Source organism: Flavobacterium sp. ZT3R18, from assembly GCF_007097385.1.
Classification (GTDB): Bacteria; Bacteroidota; Bacteroidia; order Flavobacteriales; family Flavobacteriaceae; genus Flavobacterium.
The window spans coordinates 89,573-111,182 of the sequence record NZ_VJZS01000005.1 but is presented as its reverse complement, the minus strand read 5'-3'; the positions used below and the strand labels follow the sequence as shown (position 1 = coordinate 111,182).

18 protein-coding genes are annotated in these 21,610 nt (G+C 34.5%); 10 read left to right on the top strand and 8 right to left on the bottom strand.

The window, feature by feature from the left end:
- Nucleotides 1-18: 18 nt before the first annotated feature.
- Both FNW52_RS07645 and FNW52_RS07640 read left to right on the top strand, forming a co-directional pair.
- Entirely contained in the window at nucleotides 19-1,194 is a 1,176-nt protein-coding gene (locus tag FNW52_RS07645; protein WP_143376867.1) for a GlmU family protein, read from the top strand.
- 221 nt (nucleotides 1,195-1,415) lie between these two features.
- On the top strand, nucleotides 1,416-3,050 hold the full coding sequence (locus tag FNW52_RS07640) for an ABC-F family ATP-binding cassette domain-containing protein (RefSeq protein ID WP_143376866.1): 1,635 nt from the start codon (nucleotides 1,416-1,418) through the stop codon (nucleotides 3,048-3,050).
- A gap of 59 nt (nucleotides 3,051-3,109) precedes the next feature.
- Here the strand turns inward: FNW52_RS07640 and FNW52_RS07635 are convergent, their stop codons facing one another.
- From FNW52_RS07635 to FNW52_RS07625, 3 genes are read right to left on the bottom strand one after another with little or no spacing between them, the layout of a single operon-like run.
- Nucleotides 3,110-4,267 carry an ABC transporter permease gene (locus FNW52_RS07635; RefSeq protein WP_143376865.1) on the bottom strand — a complete coding sequence of 386 codons (1,158 nt, stop codon included), beginning with the start codon at nucleotides 4,265-4,267 and terminating at the stop codon, nucleotides 3,110-3,112.
- 2 nt (nucleotides 4,268-4,269) lie between these two features.
- On the bottom strand, nucleotides 4,270-5,223 hold the full coding sequence (locus FNW52_RS07630; protein WP_143376864.1) for an HlyD family secretion protein: 954 nt from the start codon (nucleotides 5,221-5,223) through the stop codon (nucleotides 4,270-4,272).
- 12 nt (nucleotides 5,224-5,235) lie between these two features.
- The gene (locus tag FNW52_RS07625; RefSeq protein WP_143376863.1) at nucleotides 5,236-6,621 is read right to left on the bottom strand and encodes a TolC family protein; all 1,386 of its coding nucleotides are present in this window, start codon (nucleotides 6,619-6,621) and stop codon (nucleotides 5,236-5,238) included.
- 267 nt (nucleotides 6,622-6,888) lie between these two features.
- Between FNW52_RS07625 and FNW52_RS07620 the strand changes: the two genes are divergently transcribed.
- The gene (locus FNW52_RS07620) at nucleotides 6,889-7,554 is read left to right on the top strand and encodes an alpha/beta hydrolase (RefSeq protein ID WP_143376862.1); all 666 of its coding nucleotides are present in this window, start codon (nucleotides 6,889-6,891) and stop codon (nucleotides 7,552-7,554) included.
- Between the two features lie 36 nt (nucleotides 7,555-7,590).
- Here FNW52_RS07620 and FNW52_RS07615 read toward each other — a convergent pair whose 3' ends face one another.
- Complete coding sequence (locus FNW52_RS07615; RefSeq protein WP_143376861.1) at nucleotides 7,591-8,286, bottom strand: thioredoxin family protein; 696 nt, start codon at nucleotides 8,284-8,286, stop codon at nucleotides 7,591-7,593.
- A 174-nt stretch (nucleotides 8,287-8,460) separates the two neighbouring features.
- Nucleotides 8,461-8,976, bottom strand: coding sequence for a DUF2892 domain-containing protein (locus FNW52_RS07610; protein WP_143376860.1), 516 nt, complete (start codon nucleotides 8,974-8,976; stop codon nucleotides 8,461-8,463).
- Nucleotides 8,977-9,142: 166 nt separating this feature from the next.
- Here FNW52_RS07610 and rpmH point away from each other — a divergent pair, with 166 nt between their 5' ends.
- Together rpmH and carB are read left to right on the top strand one after the other, a co-directional pair.
- Entirely contained in the window at nucleotides 9,143-9,304 is a 162-nt protein-coding gene (gene rpmH, locus FNW52_RS07605) for a 50S ribosomal protein L34 (RefSeq protein ID WP_007136275.1), read from the top strand.
- A gap of 151 nt (nucleotides 9,305-9,455) precedes the next feature.
- Entirely contained in the window at nucleotides 9,456-12,308 is a 2,853-nt protein-coding gene (gene carB, locus FNW52_RS07600; protein ID WP_143376859.1) for a carbamoyl-phosphate synthase large subunit, read from the top strand.
- A 47-nt stretch (nucleotides 12,309-12,355) separates the two neighbouring features.
- On the opposite strand, the gene FNW52_RS07595 is transcribed toward carB, so the two are convergent.
- Nucleotides 12,356-12,766, bottom strand: a complete 411-nt coding sequence (locus tag FNW52_RS07595) for a tetraspanin family protein (RefSeq protein ID WP_143376858.1) — start codon at nucleotides 12,764-12,766, stop codon at nucleotides 12,356-12,358.
- Between the two features lie 151 nt (nucleotides 12,767-12,917).
- Nucleotides 12,918-13,553 (bottom strand): phosphoribosyltransferase, encoded by a 636-nt coding sequence (locus FNW52_RS07590; RefSeq protein WP_143376985.1) that lies wholly within the window; start codon nucleotides 13,551-13,553, stop codon nucleotides 12,918-12,920.
- Nucleotides 13,554-13,925: 372 nt separating this feature from the next.
- Between FNW52_RS07590 and FNW52_RS07585 the strand changes: the two genes are divergently transcribed.
- The 5 genes from FNW52_RS07585 to FNW52_RS07565 all read left to right on the top strand — a co-directional run bounded on the left by FNW52_RS07585 (nucleotide 13,926) and on the right by FNW52_RS07565 (nucleotide 18,878).
- Nucleotides 13,926-14,465, top strand: a complete 540-nt coding sequence (locus FNW52_RS07585; protein ID WP_143376857.1) for a nuclear transport factor 2 family protein — start codon at nucleotides 13,926-13,928, stop codon at nucleotides 14,463-14,465.
- Nucleotides 14,466-14,859: 394 nt separating this feature from the next.
- A complete protein-coding gene (locus FNW52_RS07580; protein ID WP_143376856.1) occupies nucleotides 14,860-15,879 on the top strand; it encodes a quinone-dependent dihydroorotate dehydrogenase in 1,020 nt (339 codons plus the stop codon).
- A gap of 58 nt (nucleotides 15,880-15,937) precedes the next feature.
- Entirely contained in the window at nucleotides 15,938-16,801 is an 864-nt protein-coding gene (locus FNW52_RS07575; protein WP_143376855.1) for a hydroxymethylglutaryl-CoA lyase, read from the top strand.
- Between the two features lie 125 nt (nucleotides 16,802-16,926).
- Nucleotides 16,927-17,478, top strand: coding sequence for a hypothetical protein (locus FNW52_RS07570; RefSeq protein ID WP_143376854.1), 552 nt, complete (start codon nucleotides 16,927-16,929; stop codon nucleotides 17,476-17,478).
- Nucleotides 17,475-18,878: a DUF5723 family protein gene (locus tag FNW52_RS07565; RefSeq protein ID WP_143376853.1), complete on the top strand. Its 1,404-nt coding sequence runs from the start codon at nucleotides 17,475-17,477 to the stop codon at nucleotides 18,876-18,878. The genes FNW52_RS07570 and FNW52_RS07565 overlap by 4 nt, the downstream gene beginning before the upstream one ends.
- Before the next feature lie 4 nt (nucleotides 18,879-18,882).
- Here the strand turns inward: FNW52_RS07565 and FNW52_RS07560 are convergent, their stop codons facing one another.
- Nucleotides 18,883-21,453, bottom strand: coding sequence for a cation-translocating P-type ATPase (locus FNW52_RS07560; RefSeq protein ID WP_143376852.1), 2,571 nt, complete (start codon nucleotides 21,451-21,453; stop codon nucleotides 18,883-18,885).
- Nucleotides 21,454-21,610: the final 157 nt, after the last annotated feature.

Below are 21,610 nucleotides of genomic sequence, written 5' to 3'. Positions count from 1 at the left end.
CAATTTACAATCCAATTTATGAACTACATACTTTTTGACGGCCCCGCTCGAAATGCATTATTACCCTTTACCTTTACTCGTCCTGTTGCAGATATTCTTGTTGGAATTATGACGATTCGTCAAAAATGGGAAATGCGTTTAGGTTCCACTACAACAACTTTAACCGAAGAGTATTTATCGGACAAATATCCGATGGTAGAATTAGAAGAAAATGTAATGATAAATGCTTCTTTTCTTCCTAATGATGTTTTGGCTGAAATGGTAAGTAATTTAGAGCCGAATCAAGCTATTTTCAAAGGTGATGAAGTGATTGCTTTTTATACTCAAGAAGATCAAGAATCGGTAGATTTTGATACTTATGAGATCATTGAATATAATGAAGAGTGTATAACCATAGAACATACTTGGGATATTTTCTCCAAAAATGACGAGTCTATTCGCGAGGATTTTGAATTTTTAACCGAAGATAGAAAATCACAGCCTATACCCAAAAGTGTAAATGTTATTGCATCCGAAAATGTTTTCATAGAAGAAGGGGCGAAATTAGAGTTTGTGACTTTAAACGCGTCAACGGGACCAATATATATAGGCAAAGATGCAGAAATTATGGAAGGTTCCGTAATTCGTGGACCATTTGCTTTATGCGAAAATGCGCAGGTAAAAATGGGCGCCAAAGTTTACGGAGCTACTACAGTTGGACCTCATTCCCGAATTGGGGGCGAAGTTAAAAATGCAGTTCTTTTTGCAAATTCCAATAAAGGGCATGAAGGATATCTAGGTGATTCTGTTTTAGGGGAATGGTGTAATATTGGTGCGGATAGCAACAATTCAAACCTGAAAAATAATTACGAAGAAGTGAAATTGTGGAGTTATGAAACAGAAGGTTTCGCGAAAACAGGACTTCAGTTTTGTGGATTAATGATGGGAGACCATAGCAAATGCGGGATAAACACCATGTTTAATACCGGTACTGTGGTAGGAGTGAGTGCCAATATCTTTGGAAGTGGGTTTCCTCGTAATTTCGTTCCTAGTTTTTCTTGGGGAGGAGCTTCGGGATTTACCACATATATAACCAAAAAAGCTTTCGAAACCGCAAGGATAGTTATGAGCCGCAGAAATGTAGAGTTCGACGAAAGAGAAGCCGCAATTTTAGAACATGTTTTTGAGTTGACAAAAAAATGGAGGAAAGAGTAGTTTGGTTGGACTTCTTAGACTTATTGATTATACCTAAATATTTTAATTCGATGATTTGCATAGATTACTATGTAAATTGTCGAATTTCTAGTTTTAAGAAAAATCTAAGAAGTCTAAGAATCTAATTGTGTTGTCCAATTCTTTAATTAATCTATCTTTGCACCTTCAAAAAAAAGGTAGAAGCTAAACTTCTAAACTTTATAAACCTTCTAAACTTTAAAATGATAACAATTAACGATATTTCAGTTCAATTTGGAGGAACAACACTTTTTAGTGATGTGTCTTTTGCTATAAATGAAAATGATAAAATAGCCCTTATGGGTAAGAATGGAGCAGGTAAATCAACACTCTTGAAGATTATTGCAGGACAAAGCAAACCTTCCACCGGAAATATTTCGGCACCAAAAGATGCCATTGTTGCTTATTTGCCACAGCATTTATTAACGACAGATGGAGCAACGGTAATGGAGGAAACTTCAAAAGCCTTTGGAGAAATTTTTGGAATGAAAGCCGAGATCGACGAAATCAATGAGCAATTGACCATTCGTACCGATTATGAAAGTGACGCTTACATGAAATTAATCGAAAGAGTTTCGGACTTAAGCGAGAAATTCTATGCGATTGAAGAAGTGAATTATGAGGCCGAAGTAGAAAAAATTCTAATTGGTTTAGGTTTTGTTCGTGAAGATTTCACTCGTCAAACTTCTGAATTCTCAGGAGGTTGGAGAATGCGAATTGAATTGGCTAAAATCCTTTTGCAAAAACCAGATTTGATTTTATTGGATGAGCCAACCAATCACATGGATATCGAAAGTATTCAATGGCTGGAAGATTTCTTGATCAATTCAGCCAAAGCGGTTGTGGTAATTTCGCACGATAGAGCTTTTGTGGATAATATTACCAATCGTACTATTGAAGTGACAATGGGGAGGATTTACGATTATAAAGCCAAGTATTCTCACTATTTAGAACTTAGAAAAGACCGACGTATGCACCAGCAAAAAGCATACGACGAGCAGCAACGTATGATTGCCGATAATAGGACTTTTATCGATCGTTTTAAAGGGACGTTTTCTAAAACAGATGCGGTTCAGTCTCGAGTTAAGATGTTAGAGAAACTGGTTATTGTTCAGGTGGATGAAGTAGATACATCGGCATTGAAACTAAAATTTCCACCAGCAGCTCGTTCCGGACAATATCCTGTAATTATAAAAGAGATGTCAAAATCTTATGGAGATCATGTGGTTTTCAAAGATGCCAATGTTGTGATTGAAAGAGGTCAAAAAGTAGCTTTTGTTGGGAAAAATGGGGAAGGAAAATCGACTATGATCAAAGCCATAATGAAAGAAATTGGAATTGATAGTGGTTCTGTTGAAATTGGACACAATTCTCAAATTGGTTATTTTGCCCAAAATCAAGCGGCTCTATTAGACGAAAATGCCACTATTTTTGAAACTATTGATGATATTGCCGTAGGTGATGTTAGAACTAAGATTAAAGATATTTTGGGCGCTTTCATGTTTCATGGCGATGATGTTACCAAGAAAGTAAAAGTGCTTTCGGGTGGAGAGAAAACGCGTTTGGCAATGATTAAATTATTGTTGGAACCTGTTAATTTGTTGATTTTGGATGAGCCTTCGAATCACTTGGATATGAAAACCAAAGACATTATCAAAGATGCTTTGCGTGATTTTGATGGGACATTAATTTTAGTTTCTCACGATCGTGACTTCCTTGACGGTTTGGCTACTAAGGTTTTTGAATTTGGAAACAAACGTGTAGTTGAGCATTTTGAAGATATTACTGGTTTCTTGGCACACAAGAAAATGGATAGCATGAAAGAGATTGAGAAATAGATTTTAATTTCTTTTCAAATAGTGAAAAAGGCAAGAGTTTTATGCTTCTTGCCTTTTTTTTATGCGTTTTTCAAGATGGTTCTTTTCTTAAAATACAACGCAAGATAGGAGAGTAGGGCGCATACAATTCCGATGATTATCATATTCCAAATAGATCCATAAGTTTGATAAAGTTTACCGTTTTCTACGCTTAAGATTCTAAATGCTTTTAGAAAATGGGTAAGTGGAATTACATTTGCTATACTTTGTACCCAAACCGGCATTTGGCTTAAAGGCCATGTGAAACCACTCAAAATAAAACTGGGGGTTGCTATAACCATTAAAACTTCGGTTGCTTTCAATTGGTTTGGAATTAGAATACTAACCAATATTCCGATAAAAGATACAGAGAGCACAAAAATTCCGGCGACAAATGTTAAGGTGCCTAAATTGTTGAAGAAAGGTATTCGGAACCAAGTTGCAAATGCCCAATATAAAAGCCATATCCCAAAGCTCATAATCATATAAGGAATGATCTTTACGGCCATCATTTTTACAACTGAAGGGCATTTATCTACTAAATCTTTGAAAGTGTTATTCTCAAATTCAGAGGCAAAGGAGAGTGCTAACGCCAAAAGTAATACTTGCTGTAAAACAGTTGCCAGAACTCCAGGCCAAAGGAAATACATATAATTGGTGCTTCGATTGTATTTTTTTAGGAAGGTTGTTTTGAAAGGTTCGTATTGGGTCTCTAATAGTTTTTCTGGAGTGCCTTGTTTACGGAGGGTTTCGAGTTGAACGCCCGCTTTTAAAGTGCCAAGACATAATAGTACGGCAGATGAGGCGTAATTTGCCGTTAAAACATTGGCAGTATTTACAATAGTGATAATTTCGGGGTATTTTTTTGTAAACACCATTTTTTGAAATCCTTTAGGAATAATGATTACGCAATTGGCTTCCTTTTCGATAGCGATATCAGAAAGGTTGTTTTGATCGTATAAGACAGTGGCAATGTTGATGACTTCATTGTCTTCAAACATTTGTATGACTTTGGCGCTCATTTCAGTTCTGTCCTGATCGACAACGATGATGGGCAAATCAGTGACCTTTCCTTTGCCATAAACGTAGCCTAACAAAACGCCATACAGGATGGGCGCTCCAATAAAAAGCACTCGGAGAATTTTATTTTGCCAAAAGAATTGAAATTCTCTTTTTAGTAAAGAAAAGAAGTCTCGCATAGTTATAAGGATAAAGTGACCGTTGTTTTTGTGATCAAATCTTTGTTTTCGGCACTGTTTATTGGGGTTATTTTTACTTCAAATAAGCTTTCCTGCATTTCATAATCGGGATAAGCGGTGGCAATAGAGCCGTAAGCGCCTAATTGTTTTATGGAAGTTATAATCCCTTTAATACTCTTCTTGGCGTAGGGAATTGAAACGGTAATTTCTCGGCCTTTTTTTATTTTGTTCAATTTGCTTTCCGGCACTGTAAATCGAAAGTAAGTGCCACTGCTGATAGTGCCATTAAATAAGGTATATCCAGGCAATGCCAGTTCTCCTATATTTAGGGTTATGGTTTCGATATCCATGTCTTGCGGGGCAATAATATAGCGTTCTTTGTTGGCTGTTTCCACTTCTTGTAAAGCTCCCAAAGCTCTTTCTTGTTGTCCCAACGCCATGTTTTGTTGTTCGATGCGACCTCCTTTTTTGGCGTCATCCAATTCGGCTATAACGGCGTTGTATTGCGCTTGGGCTCCTTGGTATTTAGCAAATGCTTCGTCGTAAGTTTGTTGCGAAACCAATGAGTCTTTGAGCATATTGCTTAATCGTTTGATCGATTTTTGAGCAAATTCATATTGTTCTTTTAGTCCTTGTTTTTTGGCTTCAAGTTGTAGAATCTGATTGTTGGTTGCTCCTTTTACAGCCATTGTGTATTGTGCTTTTGCGGATAGCAGTGCCCCTTCGGCTTGATTTTTTTTAGCATCCACTTCAGGAATATCAAGAATGGCAAGGGTATCTCCTTTTTTTACAAAATCTCCTTCCTTTACCAGTATTTTTATAATTTTTCCTGGAATTTTGCTTACAACTGCAATTTGTTCATTCTCAACTTTCCCTTGAATAAGGGTGTCCTGCTTTGGATTTTTGCAGCTAATTGCAATAAGTGTTAGGAATAATATGGTATGAGCTCTTTTCATAGCATTGATTTTTTATTGAGATAATTTATTAGATAATTCGCCAGTAGTAATTATGGTTTCTATAGCTGATAATCGTTGTTCTATTAATGTATTTAGTTTGGTTACCGATACTTTATAATAGTCATTCTCTGCTTCCAAAAGTTCTGAAACATTAATTAGTCCTTCTTTATATTGTTTCAAAGCTAGATTGAGATTGTTGTTGGCTATTTTTTCCTGTTGTGTTGATATTTCGATTTTTTTTAATAAAACGGAATAATTCACAAGGTTGTTTTCGAGCAGTAATTGCAGTTTTTGTTTGGTGTCATCAATTTGATTTTGAATCTGCTCAATGTTTAATTTGGCTTCGTGTACTTTGTGTTCCCTTTCAAAACCAGCAAAAATTTCCCATTTCAGTGCGGCTCCTACTGTCAAAAGTGGACTTAAAGAGAACTCGTTTAAACCTAGATTTAAAGGCTGATTGATAACGGGAACAACCGAAGTGGTTCCATTTACATTAAATAAGCTAGAATATACAATTCCTCCAAAAGCCCCTACAGTAGGAAGATAGGTTCCTTTTTCTTTTTTTAGGAGGTACTCGCTAGCTAGTTTGAATGATTCTAATGCTTTGATTTCTTGTTTGTTTTCGGTGCTTAACTTTTCTTCAGCGATTAAATAAGGAATTAGATTGTATTGAACAGCATTAATTTCTTCGTCAGAATAACCAGTTAGATATTTCAATTTTTTATAAAGTAAGGTGCGTTTCCCTGTAAATTCAACTCTTTTGGATTCTAATTCTAATAGTGCCAATTTTATTTTATCTCTATCATAAGGAACTGCAAGACCTTGTTCAATAGCTTTTGAAACTCTTTTGGTTTCGGATTTTAACCTTTTATCGCTGTCATTTATGAGCTTTTCAGTTTCATCTAGAAGTTTTAATTGGTCGAAAGTATTAATGACGTCCTTTATTATTGCATCTTTTTCGGAATCTTTTAAATAAGTGGTACCTATTGCTTTTTGTTTAATGGCATTGGCTCCATTGGGGATTTGGAAACCGCTAAATAAAACGGTTTTGGCCATCACACTTCCGATAAAAAAATTACCGGTATTATCATAAGTTGCTTTTTTGTCGAATAAAGGATAATTGACGATAGGTATTGTTGAAGTAGGCAGGTCGAGGGTTAAGTTGCTGTCGAAATAGGAATAAAGGGCATTGGCTTCAACGGTTGGGATGTATTTGTTGCGAACGCCTTTTTCTTGCAGGTTTAATTTTTCAATTTCGATTACTTTGTTTTTAATGGAGGTGTTTATTTCGATTGCCTTGTAAATCGCGTCATGCAACGAAGCCGATGTTTCTATTTGTGAATAGCTGTAGGTAATAGAAAAAAAGAAGAAAAATGAAAGTACAGGGTATTTTATCATCTTGTTTTAGTTTCGAATTATAAATCAAACTCTTTTAAAATTTAATTTTATCTTCCTCGAGATAGGGTAATGGTAAAGATAGGATTTATCTTTTATTTATTGAAGAGTCAATCTTGTTTTTTTTGATTCTAAAGGATGCTAATTGGTTTTTGTAGTAGCTGAATATTTTTGTGTTTTAAATAAAGTCTTTAATTAGTATTTTGAGACTCTTTTTAATAAATTGCAGTAATTTATGCATAGAAAAACAATAAATGATTTAAATTAGTTATGAGTAAAATTCCAGTGTATTTTATGCCAGGTTTGGCGGCAAGCATTTCTATTTTTGAGAGGATTAAACTTCCTACTGATCAATTTGAGATGGTGTTTTTGGAGTGGGAAATTCCTTTTGAAAAAGAAAGTTTAGCCGAGTATGCTAAACGAATGACGCTAAAGATAAAACATGAAAATCCAGTGTTGATTGGAGTCTCGTTTGGAGGCATTTTAGTTCAGGAAATAGCAGGTTTTGTAGCTGCTAGGAAAATAATTATTATTTCTAGTGTAAAAACCAATCTCGAATTTCCAAGAAGGATGATTGTTGCAAAAAGTACTAAGGCTTATAAACTGATCCCATTAAGTTTGGTTCAAAATATGGAAAGTTTGGCTAAGTTTTCATTTGGTGAAAAAGTAAATCAAAGGCTTAAATTGTACGAAAAATTCCTTTCGGTTCGAGATAAGCGTTATTTAGATTGGGCAATAGAACAGGTTGTCTTGTGGGATCGAACCGTTGTTGATCAAAATGTGATTCACATACATGGGGATTCGGATGATGTTTTTCCAATTAAATACATAAAAAACTGTATTGTTGTAAGTGGGGGAACACATATTATGATTCTTAATAAATACAAATGGTTGAATGCCAACTTGCCTTCAATAATTATGGGTAATACAGTTTAGATTAGGGGTAAAGAAGTGTTATGAGAAATATAGGACTTAGTTAGTGGTAAATCTCTTGTTATTGGATATAGTATTTACAAGGTTTTCATTAATGTCTTTGCTAAAGTAATTATAACTAGTAATGATAGCTTGTTTTATAGGAGTTTTTAGTTTAATGACGTTTTCAAAATGTTTTATGTTAACTACATTTTTATTCTCATCTATAAATATTGAAGTTGGAAATCCTAATGTGTGTTTAATGGTAGAAACAAGGTGAGCATCTTTTGCATAGTTTTCATTGGCATAGCAAACTTTAATGTCGTCACTAAATTTATAGGCAATATTTTTAATATCACTTTTCTTATCCCAAAAAATCACGATAATTTGCATGTCATTGCGGTGTTCTTTAGCTAGTATGTTTAAAGCAGGAATCTCTCCTTTTGTAATTACGCACCAAGAGGCATAGGTAATTATAAAAATAGGCTTGTTGATCCTGTTTATTTTTACATTTTTGTCCTTGTAAACTTTTATGTTAAAATCATCAAATTTAGTTCCTATAAGTTTGTTTTTTACTAATGTATCAAAAAGATTTTTGCCTTCTTCAAAATTCCTTTTTTCGTAGGCGCTGTTGCTTGCTTTCTTGTAGGGATTTATGTTTTCTTTAATTGCATCAGATAAATACTTAATTGTGTCTTGACAGTATGAAGCTGTTAAGGATAAAGACAAAATTAATGTAAGTAAAAATTTACGCATAAATCATTGGTTTTTAGCTGTTTAGCAAAAATACCATTCTTCTGTTAATTAATGCAAAAATAACGTTAAATTACATATTAATCCGATGTAATGCTTATAATGTAAAAAAAACCACCCTAAAATTAGAGTGGTTTTTTTGAATATGGTAAAAATTAATGTTTAAAACTGAAAAATTTATATTTTTTTCATTTGTTCTTTCATCATGGCAATTTGATCTTTTAGCATGTTTTGCTTGTCTAATTTTTTAGCCTCGTTCAATAAGGATGTGGCTTCTAGTTTTCTTCTACGTGTCATGGCGACTCCTGCAAGATTTAATTTGGCTACAGCCAAATCCATATCCATAGACAAACCCAATTCGATAGCTTTCTTGAAGTATTTTTCGGCTTGATTGATATTCGTTTGCGAAAGCATGATTCCGTGTAGGTAATTAAAGTAACCTTGTTGCTTTCTTACTAAAGCTGTTTCTGGATTTTTGATGTAAGCTAGCCATTTTTTTGCTCCTTCAAAATCTTGTTTCCTCAATTTTAAGAAGGCAAGTAGGATAAATTCGTTTTTGAAATATAAAAAAACAGGGATTCCAGCTAATAATATAAGGAAAATCCCATTCCCGATATTGCTCTCTGTAAATTGCCAAATGCCAGTAACTATGATAAGTCCGGCGATAATAAGTTTGATATTTTTGTGAAACATAATGTATAATGATTTTAAGAGAGCAAAGATAGTAAAAGGAATTAAAAATATTTTTAAAAAACTACTTGCCAGAAAAAAAACTCTTTGTATATTTGCACTCGGTTTTAGAATAACGGTTATTCAAAACGAATAGACACATAATTAAGATTTTTAAAGATACAAAGCAATGAGCAAAAGAACGTTTCAACCATCGAAAAGAAAAAGAAGAAATAAGCACGGATTTATGGACAGAATGGCTTCTGCTAATGGAAGAAAAGTTCTTGCGCGTAGAAGAGCTAAAGGAAGACATAAATTGACTGTTTCTTGTGAACCAAGACACAAAAAATAATGTTTGTATAAACATAAATAAGGCGTTACTTTTTTTTAGTATCGCCTTTTTTTATACCCAAGCGGTAATGAACTTTTTAAGTTAAGATTTGAAGAATGTAACAAACTTCAAGCTTTAAGTGATAAAAATAATAACTACAATATATAATAAAATGCCAAAAGATACATCTATAAAGTCGGTTTTAATAATAGGTTCAGGTCCAATTGTAATTGGTCAAGCGTGTGAATTTGATTATGCGGGTTCTCAATCTGCACGTTCTATTCGTGAAGAGGGAATCGAAGTGATCTTGATCAACTCGAATCCTGCTACAATTATGACAGACCCTTCTATGGCGGATCATGTTTATTTATTGCCTTTAACTACTAAATCAATCATCCAAATCCTAAAAGAGCATCCTCAAATTGATGCGGTACTTCCAACCATGGGAGGACAAACGGCGTTGAACTTGTGTTTAGAAGCGGATGAAAAAGGAATCTGGCAAGATTTTGGAGTGAAATTGATTGGGGTTGATGTGAATGCAATCAATATTACTGAGGATAGAGAGCAATTTAAACAATTGTTAGAAAGAATAAATGTTCCTACTGCACCTGCAAAAACAGCTACTTCTTACCTTCAAGGAAAAGAAATTGCGCAAGAGTTCGGTTTTCCACTGGTAATCCGTCCTTCTTTTACCTTGGGTGGAACTGGAGCTGCAATTGTTTACAAAAAAGAAGATTTTGATGAGCTTTTAACTAGAGGTTTAGAAGCATCGCCAATTCACGAAGTTTTAATCGATAAAGCTTTAATGGGTTGGAAAGAATACGAATTGGAATTATTGAGAGACAAGAACGATAATGTGGTTATTATATGTTCTATCGAAAACATGGATCCAATGGGAATTCATACTGGAGATTCAATCACTGTTGCGCCAGCCATGACGCTGTCTGATAAAACTTTCCAGAAATTACGTGATTACGCTATATTAATGATGCGAAGTATCGGGAACTTTGCTGGAGGATGTAATGTACAGTTTGCTGTTTCTCCAGACGAAAAAGAAGATATCGTAGCTATCGAAATCAATCCTCGTGTGTCTCGTTCATCAGCATTGGCATCAAAAGCAACGGGTTATCCTATTGCAAAAATTGCTTCTAAGTTAGCTTTGGGGTACAATCTAGATGAATTGCAAAATCAAATTACAAAATCTACTTCGGCTCTTTTTGAACCAACGTTGGATTATGTGATTGTGAAAATTCCACGTTGGAACTTTGATAAATTTGAAGGTGCCGACAGAACGTTGGGACTTCAAATGAAATCGGTAGGGGAAGTGATGGGAATTGGACGTTCGTTCCAAGAAGCATTGCACAAAGCGACTCAGTCATTAGAAATAAAAAGAAACGGTCTAGGTGCCGATGGAAAAGGATATACAAATTATGAGCAAATTATCGAGAAACTAACTTTTGCGAGTTGGGATCGTGTTTTTGTGATTTATGATGCTATTGCAATGGGAATCCCGTTGAGTCGCATTCATGAAATCACAAAAATTGATATGTGGTTCTTAAAACAATACGAAGAGCTTTATACATTAGAAAAAGAAATTTCTAATTATAAAGTGGATACCTTGCCAAGAGAATTGTTGCTTGAAGCCAAACAAAAAGGTTTTGCCGATAGACAAATTGCTCACATGGTGGGTTGTCTTGAAAGTCAAGTTCACGATTTGCGTACTGCAAAAAACATCAACCGTGTATTTAAATTGGTTGATACCTGTGCGGCAGAGTTCAAAGCCAAAACACCTTATTATTACTCTACTTTTGAAGCTGAAATAGAAAAAGCTGATGGAACACGTTATGTAGATAACGAAAGTATCGTAACTGATAAAAAGAAAATAATTGTTCTAGGCTCAGGGCCAAATAGAATTGGACAAGGAATCGAGTTTGATTATTCTTGTGTACATGGAGTGCTTGCCGCCAAAGAGTGCGGGTATGAAACTATCATGATTAACTGTAATCCAGAAACGGTTTCGACTGATTTTGACACTGCTGATAAATTGTATTTTGAACCGGTTTTCTGGGAACATATTTACGACATCATTCAACATGAAAAACCAGAAGGGGTAATTGTGCAATTAGGAGGTCAGACGGCTCTTAAATTAGCCGAAAAATTATCTAAGTACGGTATTAAAATTATAGGAACGAGTTTTGACGCACTTGATTTAGCCGAAGATAGAGGACGTTTCTCTGATTTGTTGACTGAATTAAAAATTCCTTTTCCACAATTTGGAATTGCAGAAACGGCTGATGAAGCTTCAGCCTTGGCAGATACTTTAGACTTTCCATTATTGATTCGTCCTTCTTATGTATTAGGAGGTCAAGGAATGAAAATCGTAATCAACAAGCAAGAGTTAGAAGAACACGTAATCAATTTATTGAAAACGATCCCAGGAAACAAATTGCTTTTGGATCATTACCTAGACGGAGCGATAGAAGCAGAAGCTGACGCGATTTGTGATGGTGAAAATGTTTATATCATAGGTATAATGGAGCATATCGAGCCTTGTGGAGTACACTCTGGTGATAGTAATGCGACTTTGCCACCATTTAACTTGGGTGAATTTGTGATGCAACAAATAAAAGATCATACTCATAATATTGCTTTGGCACTAAAAACGGTTGGTTTAATCAACATTCAGTTTGCTATAAAAGACGATACGGTTTATATCATTGAAGCCAATCCTAGAGCTTCTAGAACGGTTCCTTTTATTGCAAAAGCGTATGGCGAGCCGTATGTAAATTATGCAACAAAAGTAATGTTAGGGCATAGTAAAGTAACCGATTTTACCTTTAACCCACAGTTAAAAGGATTTGCCATCAAGCAACCGGTTTTCTCTTTCAGTAAATTCCATAATGTGAACAAAGCATTAGGACCAGAAATGAAATCGACAGGAGAAAGCATTTTGTTTATTGATGACTTAAAGGATGATCAATTCTACGAATTGTACTCTAGAAGAAAAATGTATTTGAGTAAATAAACTTAAATTTATAATATTGAAAAAGCCCCATTTTGGGGCTTTTTACGTTAAAAAGTGATTGCTATTGATAAAGAAGGCTGCGAACTTTGAACTAAAGAGCCTTGATTGGGAATAAGAATAGGTTGGTAGTTTAAGGAGAGGGTTGCCGCTTTTCTCGCATTGCTTCCGGAGCTTATGAAAAAAGGAATACTCCCCAAGGCAATGAGCGGGCCGCTAAGAATTAAAACACCATAAGTGTCTGTTGAGTTGTCGCTCCAGTCGTCATAAGTATTACTAAAGCCAATGACTCCTACTATAGTTATGGCCACCCCGGCCGAAAGAAATACCCAGCCAGTGGTTTTTTGGGTTTTACTTTTTTGCAAATAATCTTCTTTGGAAAATTCTGTGCTTGGAATTGTCTGACTAAAGCCTTTAGCTGTAAAAAGCAAAAGGATTAGAAAAATAAGAGTCTTTTTCATAGTATTAAGTTATTAATGCCTACTCTTTCAAAAATGCAGTTTTCGGCTTTCCTGTTTTGGTATCGGTAAATAGAATGTTCAAATCTCCCTTCAACGGAACGGTAGAGAAAGAGACATCTATATTTGATTTCTTCATGAGGCAGTAATTTTTTTAAGCAATAGGGTTTATGATTCGTAGCATTTGAATTACTTCGTCATCTTCAACTTGGTAAAATTGGTCGTAAAATGCGCCAACGGATCTGAAATTGCTTGAGGTAATGAGATAGACAAACTCATCCGTTTGCTGTTTGAATATTTCTAGAACATCCAAAGGTAAAACAGGCACGGCAACGATTATTTTTGCTGGTTTTCTTTTTCTCAACATGCTAATACATGCTAATAAAGTATTGCCAGTTGCAATGCCGTCATCCACCACAATCACATTTTTGCCTTTTACAGCTAACGGTTCGCGATTACCCATATAAAGCTGGTGTTTTTCTCGTAATAATTTTTTTAGCCGAATAATTTCATCGGTTATATATTGTTCGGGAATGCCCGGATGCTCGTCTATTATTGTTGTATCTATAGTCATTGCTCCAATGGCAAATTCTTTATTCATAGGATGACCTATTTTTTTTGAAAGAATAATGTCTAAGGGAAGATGTAACTTTTGGGCAATTTCATAGCCTACAGGGACTCCACCTCTAGGAATGGCGAGAACTATGGAGTTACCATCTTGGTTCTTTTTTAGTTTTTCCGAAAGCAAAATGCCAGCTTCTTTCCTGTCTTTAAGTTTGTTTTTATACATTTTCAATGGTCTTGAATTTAATGAAGATGTAGAGTAAAGTTACTGATGTTTAGTGTTTTATAATTATTTTTATTCGTATTTAATTGATGGTATGTTTTTTATGGTTAAATTTATGCTCCTTTTCAAAATAAGACTTAGCCGAAAATCAAACAATTTTTGTTACTATTCAGCCTACACAAAATTAACGTAGGATTTAAAGGAAAGCAGACACGAATTACACAAATTTGCACAAATTGCATTGTGAAATTGTTTTTTTTTGAAATCAGATTCAATTTTGATCCGGAATTCGTGTTAATTCGTGAAATTCGTGTAAAATTTTTGTTAGTCCGAAAATCAAACTATTTTTTAATATTAATTTAAATGTTTAAAACTATGAGAAAGATTTTTTTATTTGTTTTGTGCGCTTCAGTATTTGTAAGCTGCAAGAAAGAAGAAACTGCCGAAAAGAAAGCAGAATCCGCTTCTGTTGATACCATAAGTAAACCCGCCGAATTTGCCGACCCTAAATATACTGAGAAGGGCAAAAAAAGTCTAGCAGCTTTAGAAAAAGGAGATATGGATACCTGGATGTCCAATTACTCCGACAATGCTAAATATTATTGGAACAGTGGCGATAGCTTAATTGGGAAACCCGCCATTGATAAATACTGGAGAGACAGAAGAGCAAATGTGATTGAAACCATCACTTTCGAAAATGATATTTGGTTGCCCATAAAAGTGAACAGTCTGGAAAATGTAAAAACTAAAGGAATTTGGTTATTGGCATGGTATAAAACAACAGCCAAATACAAAGGGGGGAAATCGATGACGCAATGGATACATACTGATTTCCATTTTGATGGCAATGACAAAATTGACGAAGTACATCAATATGTTGATAGAGCTGTAATTAATGCGGCTATGGCTAAGTAAATTTTCGAAATCTTTGATTGAAAAGAAAAATAGACACTCCAGAGCGTCGATTTTTCTTTTTGTTAAAAATATAATTCTCAATCAAATTGTTCTGTATCTAAATAAAATAATATGTGTGTCCGCAACTAATGCCAATAAGATTAATAGGCCAATTATTAAATAAACGTAGAAATTTGAATGTATTTTTTTTACACAGATTCCACAAATTTCTACAAATTAATCTGTGGAAATTTGTGGAATCTGTGTAAAGAAAATCAATCATGGTCTACTTAACGGATAGTCATATAAAATAAATTAAAAGACCAACTATTTAAAAATTGAAATGCTTTAAGGGTAATCCATACCTAAAAACTAAAAACTATTCTTTACTTTTGTGCAAATCAATATTTGAACCATGTACAAGTTTTTTATTCGTCCTATACTTTTTTGTTTTGATCCTGAAAAAGTGCATTATTTTACTTTCTCCTTGATAAGAACGGTATCTAAAATACCGGGATTCCCAACTCTTTTTAAATCACTATATGAAGTCAATGATAAAAGATTAGAGACGGAGGTTTTTGGTTTAAAATTTAAAAACCCGGTTGGTTTAGCAGCTGGATTTGACAAAGATGCTTCTTTGTATCAAGAGCTTTCTAATCTAGGTTTTGGATTTATAGAAATAGGAACACTCACACCAAAAGGACAAGAAGGAAACCCTAAAAAACGTTTGTTTCGTCTTAAAGCAGATTCGGCTATTATCAATAGAATGGGGTTTAATAACGGAGGAGTTCAAGAAGCGGTAGAACGATTAAAGAAAAATAAGGGTGTTCTTATAGGAGGTAATATTGGCAAAAATAAATTGACTCCAAATGAAGAAGCGACATCAGATTACGAGATTTGCTTTGACGCTTTATACGATTATGTAGATTATTTTGTAGTAAACGTGAGCTCTCCCAACACTCCAAATTTGAGAGCATTACAGGATAAAGAACCGCTTACCCAATTGTTGCAAACCTTGCAAAATAAGAATTTGGCTAAGCCAAAGCAAAAGCCAGTGTTACTAAAAATTGCTCCCGATCTTACGGATGACCAATTGTTGGATATTATTGATATTGTTAATGAAACAAAAATTGCGGGTGTAATCGCAACCAATACGACTATTTCTCGTGAAGGATTGCAATCGGAAGCAAAAACAGAAATGGGTGGATTGTCTGGAAAACCTTTGACAAAACGTTCTACCGAGGTAATTCGTTTTCTTTCTCAAAAGAGTAATAAATCATTTCCTATTATTGGAGTGGGAGGAATACATTCTGCCGAAGATGCCTTAGAAAAATTAGAAGCGGGAGCAAGTTTAATTCAGTTGTACACTGGTTTTATTTATGAAGGACCTGCATTGATAAAGAAAATCAATAAGGCAATTTTGTCAAAAAAATAGTAGGATGATGAATTTTCTTTCTTTGTAAGTCAAAACCTTTTTTATACATTTGGTGGTTATGAAGCCAATAAAAATTATCGAATGCCCACGAGATGCTATGCAAGGCATAAAATCATTTATTCCTACCCAAAGAAAGGTAGCGTACATTCAGTCCTTATTGCGTGTTGGTTTTGATTCTATTGATTTTGGAAGTTTTGTTTCGGCAAAAGCCATTCCTCAAATGCAAGATACTGCTGCCGTTTTAGAACAACTTGATTTATCTCAAACCCGAAGCAAGTTATTGGCCATTATAGCCAATACGCAAGGAGCAACTCTGGCTTCACAACATAATGCAATTCAGTATTTAGGATTTCCTTTTTCGATTTCAGAGAATTTCCAAATGCGAAATACGCATAAAACCATTGCGGAGTCTTTGGTAACTCTGCAAGAAATTTTAAATATTGCCGATAAAACCAATAAAGAGGTAGTTGCTTATCTTTCTATGGGTTTTGGAAACCCGTATGGAGATCCTTGGAATGTGGAGATTGTAGCGCAATGGACCGAAAAATTAGCCGCTATGGGTGTCAAAATTTTATCCCTTTCGGATACGGTAGGTAGCTCAACACCTGATGTGATTCAATATTTATTCTCCAGTCTGATTCCACAATATCCTCAAATTGAATTTGGAGCGCATTTGCATACCACGCCCGATAAGTGGTATGAAAAAGTTGATGCTGCCTATAAGGGAGGTTGTCATCGTTTTGATGGTGCCATTCAAGGTTTTGGAGGCTGTCCTATGGCTACAGATAATTTGACGGGTAATATGCCGACAGAAAAATTACTGTCCTATTTTACTGTCCAAAAGGAAAATACCAATTGCAGTCCAATGAGTTTTGAAAGTGCTTATAATGAAGCTTCTAAATTATTTGGAGATTTTCACTAAAAGAAAAGCACTCAAGTTGCTCTAAAAAAAACAGATTAAAATTAAATAAAATAGAATATTTGTCGTTTCTTTATTTTAGTTTCAAGATTGTATGTAATACTATTCTATAACTAAATAACAAGGATATGAAGTACTCATTTTTTAAAAGAATGATTGGCATTCTACTACTGTTGCTTTCTTTTTCGTGTAGTAGTGATTTAGACTTTAATCAAGCTAATGATTTTAATGTACAGCCCGTTTTCACCACGAATCTAGCCTATTTTGAAGCAAAAGCTCCAAATTTTGTTATAAATGGTGTAGAGCGATCTGTTTTTTCTTATAGCTCTAATGTCGATTTTTTCACTACTTCTTTTATCGAAAATGATTTGGTAAAAGCTGATTTGTATTTTAGAATCAAAAACACCATTGCTAGAGCTTATGTTTTGAATGTTACTTTTTTGGATAAAATGGATAGGCCTATTTATAGTATGTCTCCAATGAATGTACCAGCCTCTAATGGTACTGAAATTTTGGTAGAAAGAAACGAAATATTTTCGGGTACTAATGTCGATATTTTAAAAAACACAACCAAAATGGTTTTTTCTATTGAGATGCTTGCTGGACCACCATTAACAGCAAATAGTACAGGAAGGGTTGAATTAAGCTCAAGTATAACTGCATATTTTGATGTGAAATGAGAAAAATAGTAATCCTTTTATACCTGTCTGTTTCTTTCTATTGTTCCTCTCAAAACAAAGAAATATTATATAATTTCACTCCATTACCTCAATCATTATTGACAAATCCCGGAGCTGATGTAAAATACAAATGGTTTCTTGGCGTGCCATTATTATCTGGTATTTCGGCTAATATTGGTTCTAAAGGCATCAATGCCTATGATTTGTTTGCTAATAATGGAGTCGATTTTAACACCAAGATAAAAGAGGTAATTGCAAAAACAAATAGGAATGATTATGTTACGGCCAATCAGCAATTAGAACTGTTTAGTGCAGGATTTAGAATAGGGGAGCCGGAGGATAGATCGTATGTTTCTTTTGGGATGTATCAAGAGTTTGATTCGTTTATTTACATTCCAACAGACATTGCAATATTGAGTGTTTATGGGAATAAAGATTATGTTGGGAAATCATTTAATCTGGGCGATTTGAGTGTGAAAGCCGAATTATTATCGGTGCTTCATATTGGATTCAATAAACCAATCAATAAAAAAATGACTTTTGGAGTACGAGGGAAAATTTATTCCAGTATTTTTAATGCTACATCAACTCATAATTCAGGTTATTTTCACACGGTACAAGGCAAAAATTTAATCTACGATCAGTCTATCCGATCCAATTTAACACTGAATACTTCGGGAGCTGCAAAGTATCTAGACGAAAATTATGATGGTGATTTTGGAAGTGATATGGTAGAAGATGTGAAGCAGAAAGCACTTTTAGGAGGGAATTTAGGATTGGGTTTTGATGTTGGTTTAACCTATTATCCGAAAAAAAATATTCAGATTACTGCTAGTTTAGTAGATATTGGATATATAAAACACACACAGGAAGTAAAAAGTTATACTTTGAAGGGGAATTATGATTTTAAAGGTGTCATTACCGATTTTAATTCTAATGGCTCGATAAACAGTGCCTATCAAGATTTTAAAGATGCAATTCCGTTAGACACATTATATACAGCTTATGCAACACAGCGACCATTAAAGTTTTATTCTTCCTATCAATATTCATTCGAGGAAGAAAGGCAAACGGAATGCAATTGTGATACCGATGAAGATTCTTGGTATAGAAGCGCCGTTGGAGCTCAGCTTTTTTCTATGTCTACTCCAAGAGCGCCTATGATGGCTTTGACAGCTTATTATAGAAGAAGGTTTTTCAATGGGTTACAAATGAAAGCAACATATACATTAGATTCTTATTCTTATAAAAATATTGGTTTAGGATTGTACACTAAAATTGGGATTGCAAATTTTTATGTACTCGCTGATAATCTTTTGGCTTATACGGATCTCGCCAAGGCAAATGCTCTGTCCTTTCAAATAGGATTTAATATAATCTCTGGGGGGAGTAATCGATAACGATTCACGAAATTGATTTCTCTTTTCTTCTTCTGAACATTTTAAAAATTTCTATCCAAAATACCGAAATAAAACCAACTACGATACTTAAAACTATTTTCGGGAAAGTGATGTTGTCAAACATAAAGAACGTTCTAAAAACAGGAACAAACAATATAGAAGTGGTGACCGCTATCGTTAATCCAATAATAAGCAATACCAAATTGTTTTTATATTTTAAAGTGGTAAATATCGAATAGTAAAAAGAACGGTTAGCAAGTGTCAGAAAGACATTGGACGCTATCAATGTTAGGAAAACCATGGTTCGTGTGTTATTTTCAGAAAGAGTGTTTTGTACCCCATATTGGTATATAAATAAAAGTCCAACAGTAATTGCAATTCCTTGAATAATACTGATGGTAATTTCTTTTAGACTGAAAAAGGTATTGGTAAAAGGACGCGGTTTTTGCGACATTAGATAACTCTCCATAGGTTCGTTTTCGTAAATTATGGAACAAGTGGGGCCCATAATAATCTCCAGAAAAATGATATGCACGGGTGAAAAAATATTGGGATAGATCCAACCCAAAACTAACGGGATAAAGACAATCAAAATAATTGGAATATGAATGGATATGATGTATTGAATAGCTTTTTTTAGATTGATGTAGATTTTTCGCCCCATTGCTATGGCTTCGGTCATTTTTGAAAAATCATCGTCTATAAGAATTAAGTTGGCTGCTTGTTTGGCTATTTCGGTTCCTTTTTTGCCCATCGCAATACCAATATGAGCCGATTTTAAGGCAGGACCGTCGTTTACCCCGTCGCCAGTCATGGCTACAATTTGGTTGTTTGCTTTTAAAGCTTTTATGATTTTTAATTTGGCTTCGGGAAACATTCGGGTAAAAATATTGGTTTCCATAACTTTCTCTTTCAAAGTAGCATCATCCATAGTCATAAGTTCGTCTCCGTTTAAGATTTTTCCAGAGTTTCTAAAACCAATTTGATTGGCAATGGTTGCTGTTGTTAAAGCATTATCTCCAGTAACAATTTTCACTTGAATTCCCGCTTTGTAAAAAGTTTCAAAGACTTCTTTTATATTGGCTTTTGGAGGGTCATAAAAGGCAACAAGTCCTTTAAAATCAAATGAAAATTCTTGTTGTGTTTTTGGATAATTGTTGCCTGAGAAATTAGTAACACCAACACCTAAAACGCGATACCCTTTTTCTGCCATCGATTGCATTGCTTTTAGAATTTGATTGGTTTGTTTTTCGGATAAATGAGAACAGGCAATTAAGGCTTCGGGAGCTCCTTTGGCGGCTATGATTCGGTCCCCTTTTTTGTTTTCAAAAATGTGGGTCATCATGGGTGGTTTCCCACTTAAAGGATATTCATGGACCATTTTGTAATTGGGACGTTCATCTTTGATTCCTATTTTTGCGTAAGCATCGTGCAAAGCAATTTCCATAGCGTCAAAAGGAATGGGTTCACTGGCCCACATAGAAAGGCTCAGTAATTCTTCTTCGTTTAAAGATAAGTTGTTATTTTCATTGCCATTGCCATTGCCATTTCCATTTCCATTGAAATTGCCATTGAAATTATTGCCATTGCCATTGAAAGAATCTGTTTCTAAAAGATACCATTGTGCCAAACTCATTCTGTTTTCAGTAATTGTTCCTGTTTTGTCAGTGCAAATTACGGTGGCACTTCCCAAGGTTTCAACCGTTTTGGTTTGTTTGACAATGATTCCTATTTTCATTAATCGCCATGCTCCCAAAGCCATAAAGGTGGCAAAAGCTACTGGTATTTCTTCGGGAATAATACTCATCGCCAGAGTTAATGCATTTAACAAACTGTCTAAAAGAATTCTGGAGTTGTAATAATTTACTCCCCATACAATTGCAAAAATAATTAATCCTATAATGGACATTTTAGTGACGAAATTCCCAATCTGTATTTGTAATGGTGTTTTTTCTTCGGCAATGTTTTCTAAACTTTTTCCTATTTTTCCCAGTTGGGTTTGGTTTCCTATAGCAGTTACTTTGCAAATGGCCAAGCCAGAAGCGACGATGGTTCCTTGGAAAATAGTATTATTTTCGGATTTTTCATTTTTAAAAACAGCCAAGGATTCCCCCGTAATTATGGATTCGTTTACCGAAAAATCATTAGACTGAATAATGATTCCGTCAGCAGGAATAAAGGTTCCTTCTTCGGTTTGAATGCAATCGCCCAATACTATTTCTTCGCTTGGAATTTCTACCAATTCGCCATTACGAATGACTTTGCTTTTGGGTTGTGATAATTTATGGAGTGCTTCAATAGCATTTCGACTCTTGGATTCTTGATAAAGTGAAATAGTGGAGACTAATACTATAGCGACTCCCATAAATATTCCGTTACCATAATCGGCTGTTATAAAGTAAATAGCGGTGGCTGTTAACAGCAACAAAAACATGGGTTCTTTTACCATTTCAATGATAGAGGAAAGTAAATTGTTTTTGTCTTGATGTTCAATTGAATTGATTCCATTTTGGATTCGGGATTGTTCAACTTCAGTATTTGTTAGGCCTATTATGGAGTGGTTTGTTGGAGTCATAATAAAAAGAGAATTTTTTCTTTAGTTTTAATGAAAAAATAAAGGAAACTATTGAAAAAGAGTTTAGTTTACACTGCAATTTAAAAATAAATTCGGGGAGTAAGATGCTTTTTTGCTTAAGATTGTGTACATTTGCACGCAATTCAACTACAAATTG

Bases quoted from the DNA above. Each gene is read 5' to 3' on its own strand.
- FNW52_RS07645 (WP_143376867.1), top strand. From the start codon at position 19: ATGAACTACATACTTTTTGACGGCCCCGCTCGAAATGCATTATTACCC.
- FNW52_RS07640 (WP_143376866.1), top strand. From the start codon at position 1,416: ATGATAACAATTAACGATATTTCAGTTCAATTTGGAGGAACAACACTT.
- FNW52_RS07635 (WP_143376865.1), bottom strand. From the start codon at position 4,267: ATGCGAGACTTCTTTTCTTTACTAAAAAGAGAATTTCAATTCTTTTGG.
- FNW52_RS07630 (WP_143376864.1), bottom strand. From the start codon at position 5,223: ATGAAAAGAGCTCATACCATATTATTCCTAACACTTATTGCAATTAGC.
- FNW52_RS07625 (WP_143376863.1), bottom strand. From the start codon at position 6,621: ATGATAAAATACCCTGTACTTTCATTTTTCTTCTTTTTTTCTATTACC.
- FNW52_RS07620 (WP_143376862.1), top strand. From the start codon at position 6,889: ATGAGTAAAATTCCAGTGTATTTTATGCCAGGTTTGGCGGCAAGCATT.
- FNW52_RS07615 (WP_143376861.1), bottom strand. From the start codon at position 8,286: ATGCGTAAATTTTTACTTACATTAATTTTGTCTTTATCCTTAACAGCT.
- FNW52_RS07610 (WP_143376860.1), bottom strand. From the start codon at position 8,976: ATGTTTCACAAAAATATCAAACTTATTATCGCCGGACTTATCATAGTT.
- rpmH (WP_007136275.1), top strand. From the start codon at position 9,143: ATGAGCAAAAGAACGTTTCAACCATCGAAAAGAAAAAGAAGAAATAAG.
- carB (WP_143376859.1), top strand. From the start codon at position 9,456: ATGCCAAAAGATACATCTATAAAGTCGGTTTTAATAATAGGTTCAGGT.
- FNW52_RS07595 (WP_143376858.1), bottom strand. From the start codon at position 12,766: ATGAAAAAGACTCTTATTTTTCTAATCCTTTTGCTTTTTACAGCTAAA.
- FNW52_RS07590 (WP_143376985.1), bottom strand. From the start codon at position 13,553: ATGTATAAAAACAAACTTAAAGACAGGAAAGAAGCTGGCATTTTGCTT.
- FNW52_RS07585 (WP_143376857.1), top strand. From the start codon at position 13,926: ATGAGAAAGATTTTTTTATTTGTTTTGTGCGCTTCAGTATTTGTAAGC.
- FNW52_RS07580 (WP_143376856.1), top strand. From the start codon at position 14,860: ATGTACAAGTTTTTTATTCGTCCTATACTTTTTTGTTTTGATCCTGAA.
- FNW52_RS07575 (WP_143376855.1), top strand. From the start codon at position 15,938: ATGAAGCCAATAAAAATTATCGAATGCCCACGAGATGCTATGCAAGGC.
- FNW52_RS07570 (WP_143376854.1), top strand. From the start codon at position 16,927: ATGAAGTACTCATTTTTTAAAAGAATGATTGGCATTCTACTACTGTTG.
- FNW52_RS07565 (WP_143376853.1), top strand. From the start codon at position 17,475: ATGAGAAAAATAGTAATCCTTTTATACCTGTCTGTTTCTTTCTATTGT.
- FNW52_RS07560 (WP_143376852.1), bottom strand. From the start codon at position 21,453: ATGACTCCAACAAACCACTCCATAATAGGCCTAACAAATACTGAAGTT.